The 15,984-nt window shown below is 51.5% G+C and carries 17 protein-coding genes and 2 tRNA genes; 11 read left to right on the top strand and 8 right to left on the bottom strand.

What is annotated here, in order from left to right:
* Position 1: 1 nt before the first annotated feature.
* The 4 genes from K1X45_RS09540 to irrA all read right to left on the bottom strand — a co-directional run bounded on the left by K1X45_RS09540 (position 2) and on the right by irrA (position 3,564).
* Positions 2-934, bottom strand: a complete 933-nt coding sequence (locus K1X45_RS09540) for a carbohydrate ABC transporter permease (RefSeq protein ID WP_220158689.1) — start codon at positions 932-934, stop codon at positions 2-4.
* Positions 927-2,108 carry an ABC transporter ATP-binding protein gene (locus tag K1X45_RS09535; protein ID WP_220158688.1) on the bottom strand — a complete coding sequence of 394 codons (1,182 nt, stop codon included), beginning with the start codon at positions 2,106-2,108 and terminating at the stop codon, positions 927-929. Before K1X45_RS09535 ends, K1X45_RS09540 begins: the two co-directional genes overlap by 8 nt.
* Entirely contained in the window at positions 2,108-2,956 is an 849-nt protein-coding gene (locus K1X45_RS09530; protein WP_220158687.1) for a metallophosphoesterase, read from the bottom strand. The genes K1X45_RS09535 and K1X45_RS09530 overlap by 1 nt, the downstream gene beginning before the upstream one ends.
* A 143-nt stretch (positions 2,957-3,099) precedes the next feature.
* Positions 3,100-3,564 carry an iron response transcriptional regulator IrrA gene (irrA, locus tag K1X45_RS09525; RefSeq protein WP_255560379.1) on the bottom strand — a complete coding sequence of 155 codons (465 nt, stop codon included), beginning with the start codon at positions 3,562-3,564 and terminating at the stop codon, positions 3,100-3,102.
* A 143-nt stretch (positions 3,565-3,707) separates the two neighbouring features.
* On the opposite strand from irrA, the gene K1X45_RS09520 reads away from it, so the two are divergent.
* Genes K1X45_RS09520 through K1X45_RS09505 form a run of 4 tightly spaced genes read left to right on the top strand, consistent with a single transcriptional unit; the run spans position 3,708 to position 7,229 of the window.
* Positions 3,708-4,628, top strand: coding sequence for a metal ABC transporter substrate-binding protein (locus tag K1X45_RS09520; RefSeq protein ID WP_304650872.1), 921 nt, complete (start codon positions 3,708-3,710; stop codon positions 4,626-4,628).
* Complete coding sequence (locus K1X45_RS09515; protein ID WP_220158686.1) at positions 4,628-5,521, top strand: manganese/iron ABC transporter ATP-binding protein; 894 nt, start codon at positions 4,628-4,630, stop codon at positions 5,519-5,521. The genes K1X45_RS09520 and K1X45_RS09515 overlap by 1 nt, the downstream gene beginning before the upstream one ends.
* Complete coding sequence (locus K1X45_RS09510) at positions 5,521-6,384, top strand: metal ABC transporter permease (RefSeq protein WP_220158685.1); 864 nt, start codon at positions 5,521-5,523, stop codon at positions 6,382-6,384. The genes K1X45_RS09515 and K1X45_RS09510 overlap by 1 nt, the downstream gene beginning before the upstream one ends.
* Positions 6,381-7,229, top strand: a complete 849-nt coding sequence (locus K1X45_RS09505; RefSeq protein ID WP_220158684.1) for a metal ABC transporter permease — start codon at positions 6,381-6,383, stop codon at positions 7,227-7,229. The genes K1X45_RS09510 and K1X45_RS09505 overlap by 4 nt, the downstream gene beginning before the upstream one ends.
* 145 nt (positions 7,230-7,374) lie before the next feature.
* Here K1X45_RS09505 and K1X45_RS09500 read toward each other — a convergent pair.
* The 3 genes from K1X45_RS09500 to K1X45_RS09490 form a co-directional block, all read right to left on the bottom strand.
* Positions 7,375-7,449: transfer RNA gene (locus K1X45_RS09500), tRNA-Gly, on the bottom strand.
* A gap of 202 nt (positions 7,450-7,651) precedes the next feature.
* A tRNA-Gly gene (locus K1X45_RS09495) sits at positions 7,652-7,726 on the bottom strand.
* A 98-nt stretch (positions 7,727-7,824) separates the two neighbouring features.
* A complete protein-coding gene (locus K1X45_RS09490) occupies positions 7,825-8,112 on the bottom strand; it encodes a hypothetical protein (RefSeq protein ID WP_220158683.1) in 288 nt (95 codons plus the stop codon).
* 2 nt (positions 8,113-8,114) lie between these two features.
* On the opposite strand from K1X45_RS09490, the gene K1X45_RS09485 reads away from it, so the two are divergent.
* From K1X45_RS09485 to leuB, 5 genes are all read left to right on the top strand, one after another.
* Positions 8,115-8,630 (top strand): prolyl-tRNA synthetase associated domain-containing protein, encoded by a 516-nt coding sequence (locus K1X45_RS09485; RefSeq protein ID WP_220158682.1) that lies wholly within the window; start codon positions 8,115-8,117, stop codon positions 8,628-8,630.
* Between the two features lie 139 nt (positions 8,631-8,769).
* Positions 8,770-9,837 (top strand): thioredoxin, encoded by a 1,068-nt coding sequence (gene trxA / locus K1X45_RS09480; protein ID WP_220158681.1) that lies wholly within the window; start codon positions 8,770-8,772, stop codon positions 9,835-9,837.
* A gap of 73 nt (positions 9,838-9,910) precedes the next feature.
* Positions 9,911-10,609, top strand: a complete 699-nt coding sequence (locus K1X45_RS09475) for an LON peptidase substrate-binding domain-containing protein (protein ID WP_220158680.1) — start codon at positions 9,911-9,913, stop codon at positions 10,607-10,609.
* Between the two features lie 26 nt (positions 10,610-10,635).
* Positions 10,636-10,827: a Trm112 family protein gene (locus tag K1X45_RS09470; RefSeq protein WP_220158679.1), complete on the top strand. Its 192-nt coding sequence runs from the start codon at positions 10,636-10,638 to the stop codon at positions 10,825-10,827.
* Between the two features lie 389 nt (positions 10,828-11,216).
* Positions 11,217-12,329, top strand: a complete 1,113-nt coding sequence (gene leuB, locus K1X45_RS09465) for a 3-isopropylmalate dehydrogenase (RefSeq protein WP_151158904.1) — start codon at positions 11,217-11,219, stop codon at positions 12,327-12,329.
* A gap of 77 nt (positions 12,330-12,406) precedes the next feature.
* Here leuB and K1X45_RS09460 read toward each other — a convergent pair whose 3' ends face one another.
* Positions 12,407-14,284 (bottom strand): MFS transporter, encoded by a 1,878-nt coding sequence (locus K1X45_RS09460; RefSeq protein ID WP_220158678.1) that lies wholly within the window; start codon positions 14,282-14,284, stop codon positions 12,407-12,409.
* A 360-nt stretch (positions 14,285-14,644) separates the two neighbouring features.
* Between K1X45_RS09460 and K1X45_RS09455 the strand changes: the two genes are divergently transcribed.
* The gene (locus K1X45_RS09455; RefSeq protein WP_210215493.1) at positions 14,645-14,803 is read left to right on the top strand and encodes a hypothetical protein; all 159 of its coding nucleotides are present in this window, start codon (positions 14,645-14,647) and stop codon (positions 14,801-14,803) included.
* 104 nt (positions 14,804-14,907) lie between these two features.
* Positions 14,908-15,939 (top strand): aspartate-semialdehyde dehydrogenase, encoded by a 1,032-nt coding sequence (locus tag K1X45_RS09450; RefSeq protein WP_022709801.1) that lies wholly within the window; start codon positions 14,908-14,910, stop codon positions 15,937-15,939.
* Positions 15,940-15,984 lie beyond the last annotated feature (45 nt).

The raw sequence follows: 15,984 nt of genomic DNA, 5'->3' as shown, positions 1-15,984 counted from the left end.
CTTAATAATGCACGCGGCGGTCAAGCACGCGATATTGCAACAACATCATCACGATCAGCACCATGAGGAAAATCACGGTCATAGCGGAGGCATAGCCGACGCGCAGGAACACGAAACCCTCCTGATAGATCGTATGCAGCAGCACTTCCGAGGCTTTGTTTGGCCCGCCCTGTGTGAGGGTTTTGACCGATTCAAAGACTTTGACGGAGTTGATGACGCTGATGGTAAGGACAAAGAGTGTAGTGGGGCCGAGCAGTGGCCATGTCACCAGCCGGAAACGCTCCCATGCGCTTTTAGCGCCATCCATTTCGGCAGCAGCATATAGTTCGCGCGGAATGGCGGTAAGACCAGCCAGAAACAGCACCATATTGAAGCCGACAGATTGCCAGATGCCGATCATGGCAAGACTTGGCAGCACGGTTGAAGAACTGCCGAGCCAGTTCGGCCCGTCGATCCCTAACAGGCCGAGCATGGCATTAACCGGCCCCATTGTCGGGTGCAGAAGATATTGCCAGACGGTGGCCATAGCCACGAGTAGCGAGGCAACGGGCAGGAAATAGACGGTGCGGAAAAAGGCTTTGCCGCGTGTTTCACTCTCAATCAGCAGAGCTGCACCTAATCCGAGAAAAACGGAAAGCGGGGTGACGATCAGCGTATAGAGTGCGGTATTTTGCAGGGAAATGCGGAAGGTGCGGTCTTTGAAAAGTTCAATATAATTTTCTAAGCCGACGAACTGATAATCCGTATATCCCAGTTCAAAATTGGTGAAACTGAGATAAAACACCGCCAAGGTCGGCAGTAAAATGAACAGAAGTACCAGCGACACAGCCGGTGCCATCAGCTTCCATGCCAGACGCTCTTCACGCTTGCGTGCGGCATTGGCAGCCTCACGCGCCGTCATCACCGGAGAGAAGGTTTGTGCAATATCAGACATGGCTGTCTGCCTTGATGCGGCTTGAAACTGTATGAGAAAGTTTGCGCAGGCGTTGGCCTTCTGTATCAAACAGCAGTGCTTTATGCGGATCAAAAGTCAGAAAAACCGGCATATCCGGTTGCAGATCCGCTGCCATGGCCGGACTGCATCGTGCAGTCAGCAATTCCTGAGCACCCGGAGCATTGAGATAGACCAGAGCTTCAGAGCCAAGAAATTCAATACGCGCTACTGCGGCTGAGATCGTCCTGTCCGCAGGTTTTTCATGGGCACGGCGGATTTGCAGGTCTTCAGGCCGGATTGCTACACTGAGTGCAGAGCCGGCATGAATGTCAATTTCGCTTAAAATTGCTTTGCCGGCAAAGTGAATAATACCCTGATCGCTGGCGCGGGCGCTCAGCACATTGATTTTCGGGCTGCCGATGAAGCGGGCAACTTCGATATGGCGCGGATTGTTATAAATCTCGGACGGTGTATCGATTTGCAGCAGGTGACCACCGATCATCACGGCAACGCGGTCGGCCATGCTGAGCGCTTCGGACTGGTCATGGGTCACATAGAGGCTTGGCACACCGGCACGGCGATGCAGATCGACAATTTCAGCACGGGTATGCACACGCAAATTGGCATCGAGATTGGAGAGCGGCTCATCCATCAGGAATACTTGCGGCTGGCGCACCATGGCACGGGCAAGCGCGACACGCTGGCGCTGACCGCCGGACATTTGCGCAGGTTTTCGATCCAGCAGATGGTCGATTTTCAGGCTCTGTGCAGTTGCCTGCACCTGTTGCTGAATGGCGGCACGTTTCGCCGCCTGACCCGGCATCCAGTTGCCGATCAGCGGCAGACGTTCTGTCATGGTCAGATCGCGCATGGCGAGCGGTACGGCAATATTCTCCCGCGTGGTCAAATGCGGATAGAGCGCATAGGACTGGAACACCATTGCGATATTACGGTCTGAAGGATGAGCGGCGGTAATATTGCGCCCGCCCAGCCAGATATTGCCGTCATCGGCATGTTCCAGACCGGCGGCAATCCGCAGGATGGTGCTTTTTCCGCAACCGGAAGGCCCGACCAGTGCAATGAATTCACTGTCTTCGGCTTCAATCGTTACATCTTTGAGAATGTGCTGATCGCCGAAAGATTTGGAGATATTTTTCAGTGCGAAATGCGCCATTATGCCCGCTCCGTTGCATCGGCGCTGGTAATGGCGGCAGTGTGGCTCGACGGGTAAACTTCATGCACCACATCATCAAGCAGATAAGGACGCAGCTGTGTGAGTTCAGTGATTTCGCTATGCACATTATCGGTCAGAGTGTGAATAACAGCGCCGACAATACGCTCGCCCGGCAAATCCCGTTCCATTGGTCCGACGATAAAGCCTGATGAAGGCCCCCAGATCAGCGAAATACCCTGATGATGACCGGCCCATGCGCGGTGCAGATGGCCGCTGGCATAAAGACGAACATCATGTGCGCTGAATAAATCCATCAGACGTTTGCGGTCTTCCGGCGAAGCGCCCCAGTAGCCACTGTCGCCCTCATCAGGGCTATCGACGAAAAGCGGTTTATGGGCAAAAATCGCAACGGGCTTGCCTTCGGCACCTTTTAACGCTTCTTCCAACCACAGATATTGCTGTTCTTCTTCCTTATGGCCGCTGCCGATCAGCAGACTGTTGAGGCCGATCAAACGCCAGCCGGACTGGTCATGCACCCAACGATCAGGGCCGACCAGATCGCGCCAGCGCTCAAGGCGCTCATCATTCACCGGTTGCAGGGAGGAAGGCAGATGGCCGACATCGTGATTACCCGGAACGCAAAGCACCGGCAGGTTCAGCTCACTGAAAAGATCGACGCAATAAGTGAGATCGTCATCATAGTCCGCACCATCCACGGCCAGATCGCCGGTATGGATAACGAGATCAGGCTGAACCTCTTCCAGCCATTCGGCGAGAGGCTGCCAGTTTTTAGTAAAATGTGTTTTGGACGGGCTGAAATGGGTGTCGGTAATCTGAACAATCCGCATGGATCTGCTCCCTCATTAAGATTTGAAAAACGCGGATGTGTATTTCAAATCGGGGAACACAGGCCGCTAATGCGCGTTTCTTACACTGTGTTGGTGACAGGCAGACCTCAGAGCAATGACAAAATTGTAACATCGGTCGCTGCCTATATTTTCTTCAGGCTCACCAGAATGTCGATTTTGGTAATCGCATAACCGGCCGGTGCTTGCGGTGGCGGTGAGAGCGTAAGCTGTGCTCCGCCGATATCAATCATGCGATCTTTATCTTCCAGATAAAAATGCTGATGATTATGCGCATTGGTATCAAAAAATGTGCGCTGGCCGCTGACAGAGATTTTGCGGATCAGACCAGCCTCAGCAAATTGATTGAGCGTATTATAGACGGTCGCCAGTGACATGCTGAAGCCACACTGTATGGTGAGCAGATGCAGCTCATCGGCCGAAATATGCTGATGCTGGCCGCTGAGCAGGAATTGCCCGAGTATCAGGCGCTGACGGGTAGGGCGCAGACCAGCCTTTTGCAGAATTGGCCGGATAAGAGACGTATCCTGCATTTGCATCAGGCGTTGCATACGCATTTGCGCACGTAATTTTTCAGGCACTTCCAGCATGACATGACCTATTCTTCTGTTGCGAATGATTTTCACTTGCAAAACTATTACAGACTCATTACGAAGAGTGCAATTGACAATCATTTGCAAGTAGGATTTTCTATTTGCAATAAACAAAATTGGTAGGGATTGAGGAGTTGAGAATGTTCAGCAAAATGAGGCGCGTGCTGCTGGCCGGTATTATTGGTACAGCTTTTTCTGCCGCGCTGGTGGTGGTGCCTGCTGCGGCACAAGAAAAATTCAAAGCAGTGACGACGTTTACGGTTATTGCGGATATTGCCCGTAATGTGGCCGGTGATGCTGCGATTGTTGAATCCATTACCAAGCCGAATGCCGAAATTCATGATTATCAGCCGACGCCGGGCGATATTATGAAGGCGCAAGGTGCACAGCTGATTTTCTGGAATGGCCTTAATCTGGAGCGCTGGTTTGAAAAATTCTTCCAGCATCTGAAAGATGTGCCAAGCGTTGTTGTCTCGGATGGTGTTGAGCCGATGGGTATTGCCGAAGGCCCGTATAGCGGCAAGCCTAATCCGCATGCCTGGATGTCTCCGTCTGCAGGTATGATTTATGTCGATAATATTCGCGATGCTTTCGTGAAACATGATCCGAAAAACGCCGAAACCTATAAGGCCAATGCTGAAGCCTATAAGGCCAAGCTCAAGGCGCTGATTGATCCGATCAAGGATGAGCTGAAGGATATTCCGGATGACAAGCGCTGGCTGGTGACGAGTGAAGGTGCTTTCAGCTATCTGGCACGCGATCTTAATCTGAAAGAGCTGTATCTGTGGCCGATTAATGCCGATCAGCAAGGCACGCCGCAGCAGGTTCGTAAAGTGATTGATGCCGTTCGCAAGAACAATATCAATGTGGTTTTCTCTGAAAGCACGATTTCTCCTGCTCCTGCTCAGCAGGTGGCTTCTGAAACCGGCGCGAATTATGGCGGTGTTCTGTATGTGGACTCGCTTTCAGTGCCGGACGGTGCCGTGCCGACCTATCTCGACCTGCTTCGTGTGACAACTGACACGATTGCGAAGGGTCTTAAATCCGGAGATGCAAAATAATGAATGCCCCGCTTAATGTCCTCCCAAAGGCATCTCTGTCTCCCGCATCATCCGATGCGGGAGCAGGTCTTATGGTCAGTGGGGCGACAGTAACCTATCGCAATGGCCATACGGCTCTGCGTGATGCGAGTTTTGAAATTCCGACCGGTACAATCACCGCGCTGGTGGGTGTGAATGGTTCCGGTAAATCCACCTTGTTTAAGGCCCTGATGGGCTTTGTACGGCTGGCAAAAGGCGATATCCGCATTCTCGGCCTTCCGGTGAAGCAGGCACTTAAGAGCAATCTCGTTGCCTATGTTCCGCAGTCGGAAGATGTGGACTGGAATTTTCCGGTTCTCGTTGAAGATGTGGTGATGATGGGGCGCTACGGCCATATGGGTATGATGCGCCGTGCTAAGCCTGCCGATTATCAGGCGGTGACGGATGCACTGGCACGTGTTGGCATGAGTGACTTCCGCAAGCGCCAGATTGGTGAATTATCCGGTGGTCAAAAGAAGCGCGTATTCTTGGCGCGTGCACTGGCACAGGATGGCAAAGTCATTCTGCTGGATGAGCCTTTTACCGGTGTGGATGTTAAAACCGAAGAAGCCATTATCAAGCTGTTGCGTGATCTGCGTGATGAAGGGCGGGTGATGTTTGTCTCGACCCATAATCTCGGCAGTGTGCCGGAATTCTGTGATCGTACAGTGCTGCTGAACCGCACGGTTCTGGCCTATGGCGCTACGGAAACAATCTTCACGCAGGCCAATCTTGAGAAAACTTTCGGCGGTGTTCTGCGCCATTTCGTGCTCAATGATACCGATAAAGGCAAAGCGCATCCGGTGAATATTTTGACCGATGATGAGCGGCCTCTGGTCTTGTATCAGGATGGTCACGTTGAGGGAGCAGAGTAATGGAACTGCTGCTTGAGCCGTTCTCCTATCAATATATGATCAATGCCATGTGGGTTTCGGCGCTGGTTGGCGGTGTGTGCGCATTCCTGTCCGGCTATCTGATGCTCAAAGGCTGGTCGCTGATCGGCGATGCTCTGTCTCACTCTATCGTTCCGGGTGTGGCGGGTGCTTATATGCTCGGACTGCCTTTTGCGATCGGTGCTTTCTTCTCCGGTGGCTTGGCTGCGGCAGCGATGCTGTTTCTCAATGAACGTACCAAGCTAAAAGAAGATGCGATTATCGGTCTGATTTTCACATCTTTCTTTGGTCTCGGACTGTTTATGGTATCGCTGAAGCCAACGGCAGTCAGCATTCAGACCATTGTGCTCGGCAATATTCTTGCGATTACACCGGCGGATACGCTGCAACTGGCGATTATCGGTTTTGTATCGCTGGCCGTGCTGCTGTTTATCTGGAAAGACCTGATGGTGACTTTCTTTGATGAAAGTCATGCCCGTTCGATCGGCCTGAACCCGACCGTGCTGAAAGTGATTTTCTTCACGCTGTTGTCGGCCTGTACTGTTGCGGCAATGCAGACCGTGGGTGCGTTTCTGGTGATCTCCATGGTGGTGACGCCGGGGGCTACAGCCTATCTTTTGACAGATCGCTTTCCGCGCTTGCTGATGATTGCTGTGATCATCGGAACGCTCACCAGTTTTACCGGCGCTTATATCAGCTATTTTCTCGATGGTGCGACCGGCGGGATTATTGTTGTGATGCAGACGCTGATCTTTTTGGCAGCATTTTTCTTCGCGCCAAAGCACGGCATGCTGGCGGCAAGACGCCGTGCAGCTGAAGCAATCAGAGCGGAGGTGCAGTCATGAGCCTGTTTGAAACTCTGATGATGCCGTTTCGCTTTGAATTTATGGTCAATGCTATGGTTATTGCCATGCTGATCGCGATACCGGCTGCGTTATTGTCATGTTTTCTGGTGCTTAAAGGCTGGTCGCTGATGGGGGATGCCGTTTCCCATGCAGTGCTGCCGGGCGTGGTGCTGGCCTATATCATCAATATTCCGCTGGCGATCGGCGCTTTCGTTGCAGGGATGTTCTGTGCGCTGGCAACCGGTTTTCTGAAAGAAAACAGCCGGATCAAACAAGATACCATTATGGGCGTTGTCTTCTCCGGTATGTTCGGCCTCGGACTGGTGATGTATGTGAAGGTGCAGTCTGATGTGCATCTGGATCATATTCTGTTCGGTGACATTCTTGGTATCGGCAAGCAGGATATGATTGAAACAGCAATCATTGCTGTCATTGTTACCGGTCTGCTGGTGCTGAAATGGCGGGATCTGTTGCTGCATGCTTTTGATCCGGCGCAGGCACAGGCTGTGGGGCTGCCGGTCAGGCTGCTGCATTATGGTCTGCTGGCTATTCTCTCGCTGACTATTGTCGGTGCTTTGAAAGCGGTGGGTATCATTCTGGCCATTGCGATTTTGATTGCACCGGGGGCAATTGCCTTCCTGCTGACGCGCAATTTCAGTTCCATGCTGGTTGTTGCGGTTGTTGTGGCAGTCGCTGCGTCTGGGCTTGGTGTTTATGCCAGCTTCTTTGTCGACAGCGCACCGGCACCGACAATCGTTCTGCTGATGATGTTGATGTTCATTGCGGCGTTTATTATTGCGCGTCGCCGTGTTGCCCGTGCGGAGAGACAGGTTTTCTCTTCTTAACTTCATGCAAGAAAACGATTCTCTGCAGGCAAGGCGTCGCATGTGAGTGCGGCGCCATATTTTTTGAGCTGAAAATTATATTGCAGCGGAAATCTGAAAAGCAAAAAGCCGCGCTGTTGCGCGGCTTTTGGAGGCTTAACCAAACTGGAGCGGGCGAAGGGATTCGAACCCTCGACCCCAACCTTGGCAAGGTTGTGCTCTACCCCTGAGCTACACCCGCTCGCGCCAGTTTGTTGGTTAGGCCTGCGCTATATGGCAAAAGCCTGAGTGATTTGCAACAGGAAAAATGCAAAAATCTGTAATTTTTTTAAAGGATTTAAGACGAAACGGAGAGGCGGCTTTGTCTTGGCAATAATGCGGGGAAATTGAACCAGAAAAGCAAAAAGCCGCGCTGTTGCGCGGCTTTTGAAGTCTAACCAAACTGGAGCGGGCGAAGGGATTCGAACCCTCGACCCCAACCTTGGCAAGGTTGTGCTCTACCCCTGAGCTACACCCGCTCGCGCCAGTTTGTTGGTTAGGCCTGCGCTATATGGCAAAAGCCTGAGTGATTTGCAACAGGAAATCTGCAAAAACTTCAAACAGTTTTGTGTATAATTCAGGAAGCCCTGAATACAGGCAGTTTTCGCATAGCTGGATGGTCTGATATATCGGGAAGCACCGTTTTAAGGTGCATAAATCCTTGTAATGATTCGATCTTGAGCCCTGCGAGCAGGATATTTTGAGCGCAAATAAATGAGTCGAAGCATGGTGCAGTCATTAATTTGAGGCTGTTGTCGCGAAAGCGGCGGCATTTTTGTTTCAAACGCATATCATTGTCGTTTTCTTGCAGCTTTTTATGCTTGTCTTGTAAGAGATATGCAGCCTGCTTTGGAGGAGAAGACAAAAATGCCTAAAACCGCTGCTGATTTGCATGATTATCTCGATACGCTCGGGATCAAGGTGCAAACCGTTACGCACCCGCCTCTGTTTACAGTTGCCGATTCTCAGAATTTGCGCGGAGAAATTGCCGGTGGCCATACCAAAAATCTTTTTCTGAAAGACAAGAAAGACAATTTTTTCCTTGTGACTGTTGAAGAAGATGCGGTTGTTGATCTCAAAACCATTCATGCGCTGATCGGTGCAGCCAGTAAGGTCTCTTTCGGCAAACCGGAAAAACTGATGGAATATCTGGGGCTTATACCGGGTGCCGTATCTGCATTCGGTGCGATTAATGATACGCACCATCAGGTCAGCATCATTCTGGACGAAGCCTTGATGCGTCATGAAATTATTAATGCGCATCCGTTGACCAATGAGGCGACGACCTCGATTCACCGTGATGATTTGCTGAAGTTTCTGGAAGCCACCGGACATGAAGCGCGTATAGTGTCTGTCAGCACGGCAGAAACAGCTCCGGCTTAAAACGGGGCTTGAAAGCGCCGCTGAAAATGCCGAATTAACATGGCAGAGATATTATATTCTGCCATAATTACAGCATGGCTCGCAGTCAGCTGAATTTATGATGTAATATGGCTCGGGAAGAACGGATTAAGGGACGACAATGAACAGCGCTAATAATCCTTATGGCGGTAACCCTTACGGGGCAACTTATGGCCAAGCCTCCGGTCAGGGTAATACCAGCGTGACCTATAATACGTCCGCTGAAACTGCAGCCCCGGCAGAGGCTGAAGACAGTGCCGGTGCGCTGTCATCGCTGGCGGGTTTTGGCAGTTCTGATTCCGCTGCCGGCTTGATTAGAGATACAACGACTGCGGGCTTTGCAGCGGATGTTCTCAGTGAGTCCCGCAATCAGCCGGTGCTGGTGGATTTTTGGGCGCCGTGGTGCGGCCCGTGCCGTCAGCTGACACCGCTGATTGAAAGCGCTGTCAATGCTGCGCAGGGCACTGTCAAACTGGTGAAAATGAATATTGATGACCATCCGGTCATTGCCGGACAGTTGGGTATTCAGTCGATTCCGGCCGTAATTGCTTTCGTCAATGGGCAGCCGGTTGACGGTTTCATGGGTGCTTTGCCGGAAAGCAAAATCAAAGAATTTATCGATAAGGTTGCCAAAAGCGCCGGTGCAAAAAGCGGCCCTCAGGCTGCGATTGAAGAGGCACTGGCTGCTGCACAGGAAATGCAGGAGCATGGCGAACCGGATCAGGCCGCACAGATTTATGCAGCGGTTTTGCAAAATGTGCCGGATAATGTGACTGCTCTTGCCGGTCTGGCCGAGTGCTTGTTTGATCTGGGCGAACTTGATAAAGCACGCGAAGTGCTTGCTCAGGTGCCGGATAAGCAGAAAGACGATGCGAAAATCCGCGCCGTTGAGGCGCGTCTCGCTTTGGCAGATCAGGTTGCACATCTCGGCAATCCTGCTGAGTTGCAGGCACGACTGGCTGCCAATCCGGACGACCATCAGGCCCGTTTTGATCTGGCGATGATTGCCAATGCGCTGGATAAACGTGAGGAAGCCGCTGACGGTCTTCTCGCGATTATGAAAGCGGATCGTACATGGAATGATGATGGTGCGCGCAAGCAATTGCTGCAATTCTTTGAAGCATGGGGCTTTAAAGATCCGGCAACTTTGAACGGTCGCCGTAAATTGTCGTCGCTGCTATTTTCCTGAGCAGCGGGCACTATTGTTAAATTATGATACAATACCGGAACAGTAATCCGGTATTGAGATGTGAGGTGAATTTATGCAGGCGGGCAATGTCCATTACCGAAAAGCGTCAGACTTACCGGAAGTGATTCCTGTATTTCCGCTGGTAGCCGGTCTGCTTTTACCCCGCGGGCAAATGCCTCTGAATATTTTTGAACCGCGTTATCTGGTGATGGTTGATGAGGCTTTGGCCGGTGACCGTGTGATCGGGATTATCCAGCCGCAAATCGTCAATGGTGTTGCGGTGCAAGATAAAGAAGGCGCCGCCAAAGGTACGGACAGGCCGGAACTGAGTGCGGTTGGCTGTCTCGGACGGATCACATCCTATACCGAAACCGGTGATGGCCGAGTGCTGATTACATTGCAGGGTATTTGCCGCTTCCGGCTGGAGGAAGAACTGCCGGTACCGCATCCGTTCCGTATGGCGCGGATCAAACCTTATCTGCAGGATCTCGAAGAAGAGCAGGGCGAAAAAGAGGTTGATCGTGAAGCGCTGTTGCAGGCTTTTCGCGATTATCTTGAAGCCAATGGTCTTGAGGCGGATTGGGAAAGCATTGCCAAGGCAGGCAATGAAACACTGGTCAATGCGCTGTCAATGATGTCGCCTTTTGGTGAGGCGGAAAAACAGGCATTGCTGGAAGCGCCTGATCTGAAAACCCGTGCGGAAACGCTGGTTGCGATTACCGAAATTGCTCTGGTACGCAACGGCGATGATTATGGTTCAGGCTTGCAATAGCCTGAGAATATGTAGGTCTGACAAGTATGCATGATGAGGATAGTATAAAGCAGATCGATCCGAAAATGCTTGAATTGCTGGTTTGCCCTCTGACCAAGGGCGTGCTGGATTATGACCGCGAGCACAGCGAGCTGATTTCTAAAAAGGCAAAACTGGCCTATCCGGTGCGGGAAGGCATACCGATTCTGCTGGCATCGGAAGCCCGTTCTTTAGATTAGAGCATTTCACAGTCAAGTTGGATCAACTTGACGTCTGTGATAATGCGACCAAATAAAGAATCTAGAGCGAGCGCTATGATCCAATCTGGAAGTAATCTGCTCTAGAGTGCGTCTCCTCAAAGCGATAAGCGTCTAAGCGGTAAAGCAGACGGAAGTATTTTCATCCATGGCTGCATGCCGTTTAGGATTATTGCGAGAATCGCAAAAATATGAGTCAAATCTTGCGTTTGACACTTCCCCCTCTCTGAGATTCTGGGCTATGAATAACGCGAATTTTTCGCGTGAGCGCTTTGCCTTTGAGATTAATTGCGGGGGGAGGGTGCTCTGAATTTAAAGAAGATCGCTGGCGGGAACAGACCGTCCGTCGATCTGAAAAAAGGCATGGCATTATGGCGACCAGAAAACTGTTTCTTCTGCCCGGCGACGGCATCGGCCCTGAGTCAATGGCGGAAGTCCGCAAAATCATCACTTATCTGAATGAAGAAAAAGGCCTCGGCTTCGAGACAGACGAAGGTCTTGTCGGCGGTTCCGCCTATGATGCCCATGGTCAGGCGATTTCAGAAGGCGATATGGAAAAGGCGCTCGCCGCTGATGCCGTATTGTTTGGTGCTGTTGGTGGCCCGAAATGGGACAGCGTGCCTTATGAAGTGCGTCCGGAAGCTGGTCTGCTGCGTCTGCGTAAAGATCTGGCGCTGTTTGCCAATCTGCGCCCTGCAATCTGCTATCCGGCACTGGCTGATGCCTCGTCGCTGCGTCCGGAAGTCGTTGAAGGTCTGGACATTCTGATCGTTCGCGAACTGACCGGCGGTGTGTATTTCGGTGAGCCTAAAGAAATCATTGATCTGGGCAATGGTCAGAAGCGCGGTATCGATACACAGGTTTATGAAACCTATGAAATCGAGCGCATTGCCGGTGTGGCTTTTGAACTGGCGCGGACACGCGGCAACAAAGTCACCTCGATGGAAAAACGTAATGTGATGAAATCCGGCGTGTTGTGGAACGAAGTTGTCACCGCAACCCATAAAGCAAAATATGCTGATGTGCAGCTTGAGCATATGCTGGCCGATGCCGGTGGTATGCAGCTGGTACGCTGGCCGAAACAGTTCGACGTGATCGTAACCGACAATCTGTTCGGTGATATGCTGTCTGATGTTGCTGCTATGCTGACCGGTTCGCTCGGCATGTTGCCATCCGCTTCGCTCGGTGCACCGGATGCAACAACAGGCAAACGCAAAGCACTGTATGAGCCGGTACATGGTTCGGCACCGGATATTGCTGGCAAAGGCATTGCCAATCCGATTGCAATGATTGCTTCTTTCGCAATGTGCCTGCGTTATTCTTTCAACCTGATTGAAGAAGCAGATCGTCTGGAAGCGGCCATTGCTGCTGTTCTGGATGATGGTATCCGTACCGGTGATATCTGGTCGGAAGGCTCGAAGAAAGTCGGCACTGTTGAAATGGGCGACGCAATTCTCGCCAAGTTCAAAGCATTGTCTGCTTGACATCTATAATAACCGATTGATCATAAAAAACCGCCGGAACATTGCTGCTCCGGCGGTTTTATTTTGCAGCAGAGTTTTTACTCTACGTGATTGAGGTCACGGTCTTTGGTTTCACGTACAAAGATCAGACCGATAATTAAAGTCATCAGAGCGATAATGATCGGATACCAGAGGCCATAATAAATATCACCTTTGGCAGCGCTCATCGCAAACACAGTTGCCGGAAGAAGACCCCCGAACCAGCCGTTACCAATATGGTAAGGCAGTGACATACCGGTATAACGGATGCGGGTCGGGAACATTTCCACCAGAATAGCGGCAATCGGGCCATAAACCATTGTCACATAGATCACCAGAATGGTGAGGATCAGAATGGTCAGCGGCCAGTTTACTTCATCCGGATCGGCAACCATTTTGAAGGTGCCTGCATCAGGAATGCTATAAACCTTCTGCTCACCGATTGTTGCGGCATCAGCTGCCGGAATCAGCTTGGCAGCAACCATCTGATCGGCTGTCATGCTGACGGATTCACCGGCGCGGATTGTATCTGCATTCAGCGACAGTTCCGGATTGGCGGCAACAAATGCATCCAGCTTGGCATCCGGTACTTTGGCAGCATTACGCACCAGAGGGAAGCCGGCTTTTTGCAGAGCCAGATTCACATCATGCACAAAAGCCGGTGCACGGGTTGCGGCATCGGCACCGGTCGCATCATAGGATGTGATGGTGCTTTCACCGATTTTCACACTTGCTGGTGTGCCTGCTGCGCCGGTTTCAACCGTATAAGGAACGGAAGAGCGGGACAGGAAAGCGGTTGCCACGTCACAGGATGTGGTGAATTTGGCTGTACCAACCGGATTGAACTGGAAAGTACAATCGCCCGGTGCTGCGGTGATGGTTGCGCTGATGGTTGCTTCTGCACGGGCAAGCGCCGGATTGGCGGCTGCTGTGAGGGCTTTAAACAGCGGGAAATATGTGAAGATTGCCAGTGCCAGACCTGCCATGATGATCGGCTTGCGGCCGACTTTATCCGACAGCCAGCCCCAGAACAGGAAGAACGGGGTTGCGATCAGAAGGGCAATAGCAATCATGATATTGGCCGAGATGCTTTCAACCTTCAGCACGTTTTGCAGGAAGAACAGCGTATAGAACTGACCGGAATACCAGACCACAGCCTGACCGGCGGTGAGGCCGAACAGGGCAATCAGAGCAATCTTGGCGTTTTTCCAGTGACCAAAAGCTTCTTTCAGCGGAGCCTTGGACTGTTTGCCTTCTTCTTTCATTTTCTTGAAAGCAGGGGATTCACTCATCTGCATACGGATCCAGACGGAAATACCGAGCAGAACGACGGAAATCAGGAACGGAATACGCCAGCCCCATGCTGCGAATTCTTCGGCTGTCATGGAATTCTGGATCAGCAGAATGACCACCAGAGACAGGAAGAGACCGAAAGTCGCGGTGGTTTGAATCCATGAAGTATAGAAACCGCGGCGTCCGTTTGGTGCATGTTCAGCCACGTAAGTGGCCGCACCGCCATATTCACCGCCAAGTGCGAGACCCTGCAGCATACGCAGACCAATCAGAATGATCGGTGCGATAATGCCGATAGATGCCGAGCCCGGCAACAGACCGACGAGGAAGGTGGAAAGCCCCATCACCACAATGGTGACAAGGAACGTATATTTACGGCCTACCAGATCGCCGATACGGCCAAAGAACAACGCGCCGAACGGGCGTACAAGAAAGCCCGCCGCAAAAGCCAGCAGCGCGAAAATATTACGGGTTGTTTCAGGATATTCACTGAAGAAGGCAGCACCGATATAAATTGCCAGTGAGCCGTAGAGATAAAAATCGTACCATTCAAATACTGTACCAAGCGATGAGGCAAAAATAACTTTGCGCTCCTCCTTGGTCATCTTAGGGGCGCGTTCACGCGCACCATCAATTGCTGCCATAATTTGTCCTCCCGGATAAACCCTGCGGCAGTTCCCTTATTGCCACCGGGTGTTGATTATTCTCAGCCTTTCAATATGCGGAATTCGTCTCGTGGCCGGTGTGGCCGGAGGTGCCTGCAGTCGCGCGGTTTCTATTGCCGCCTGGCAAAGCAGTCGCAGACAGAATGAACTGAAAACGGGATTTGCGTCAGTATTCTTTAGTATAATAATGGTGAAATATTTTTCTGCGCGGCGCGGATGCAAACGCAGCTTATTGGAAATTTGGTATTTTCTTAAACATTTGGCGGCTTTGGCGACATAAACGGCAATTGACTCTTGGCAAAATCGCGTTAAAAGCAGCAGTGAATTAGGAGACACCGCGTGGAATCCCTCGCTTTGCCATCAGTTTTGCCAGCATTTTCCGGAGATTTCTCCGGCGGCGGAGCTATGGGTGTAGCTTCTCCTGCATTCGGTATTACCAAAACGGCCATGATTGCCCTGAAGACAATCACCTCGAAAACGACCACCAAAACGGTCTGATCCCTTGGCCTGCTCACCCTCTCCCGGGTTAGGCCCGGGGCGGAGAACCTGCGTGGCCACGGGTTTTCTGGTGTGAAAGCGGAGAGGGACAGGAGATTTTTCACATGGGTTTCAAAGTTGCTGTTGTCGGCGCCACAGGTAATGTGGGTCGCGAAATGCTCAATATTCTCGAAGAGCGTGGTTTTCCGGCTTCTGAGGTGGTGGCACTTGCTTCCCGCCGCAGTCAGGGTTCGGAAGTGTCTTACGGCGATAAGACACTGAAAGTTAAAGCGCTCGACACCTATGATTTTTCCGATACTGACATTTGTCTGATGTCGGCCGGTGGTAATATTTCCAAGGAATGGTCACCAAAAATCGGCGCGCAGGGTTGCGTGGTTATCGATAATTCTTCCGCATGGCGCTATGATGCCGATGTGCCGCTGATCGTGCCGGAAGTCAATCCGGATGCGATTGACGGTTTCCGCAAGCGCAATATCATTGCCAATCCGAATTGCTCGACTGCCCAGCTCGTTGTTGCACTCAAGCCTTTGCATGATGCGGCCACCATCAAGCGTATTGTTGTTGCAACCTATCAGTCGGTTTCCGGTGCCGGTAAAGAAGGTATGGACGAGCTGTTCCAGCAGTCCCGCGCGGTTTTTGTTGCTGATCCTGTCACAGCACAGAAATTCACCAAGCGCATTGCTTTCAACGTTATCCCGCATATTGATTCCTTCATGGAAGACGGCTCCACCAAAGAAGAGTGGAAAGTCATGGCTGAAACCAAGAAAATGCTGGATCCGAAGATCAAAGTTTCCTGCACTGCCGTGCGGGTACCGGTCTTTATCGGTCACTCTGAAGCTGTGAATATTGAATTCGACAAGCCGATCAGCGCTGATGAAGCCCGTGATATCCTGCGTGATGCACCGGGTTGTCAGGTTGTTGATAAGCATGAAGACGGTGGTTACATCACCCCTTATGAAAGCGCCGGCGAAGACGCAACATTCATTTCGCGTATCCGTGAAGACATCACACTGGAAAACGGTCTTTCCATGTGGATCGTTGCGGACAATCTGCGCAAAGGTGCAGCACTCAACACGATCCAGATCGCTGAATTGTTGCTGGAGCGTAATCTGATCAAGCCGAAATCAGCTGCCTGATTTTGAGAAAATAATAAAGAAAAAGGCGCGGTCTCCGCGCCTTTT

The organism is Pseudochrobactrum sp. Wa41.01b-1, from assembly GCF_019464455.1.
GTDB lineage: Bacteria > Pseudomonadota > Alphaproteobacteria > Rhizobiales > Rhizobiaceae > Pseudochrobactrum > Pseudochrobactrum saccharolyticum.
The sequence above is the reverse complement of the archived record's forward strand: the minus strand, read 5'-3'. Positions and strand labels throughout refer to the sequence as shown.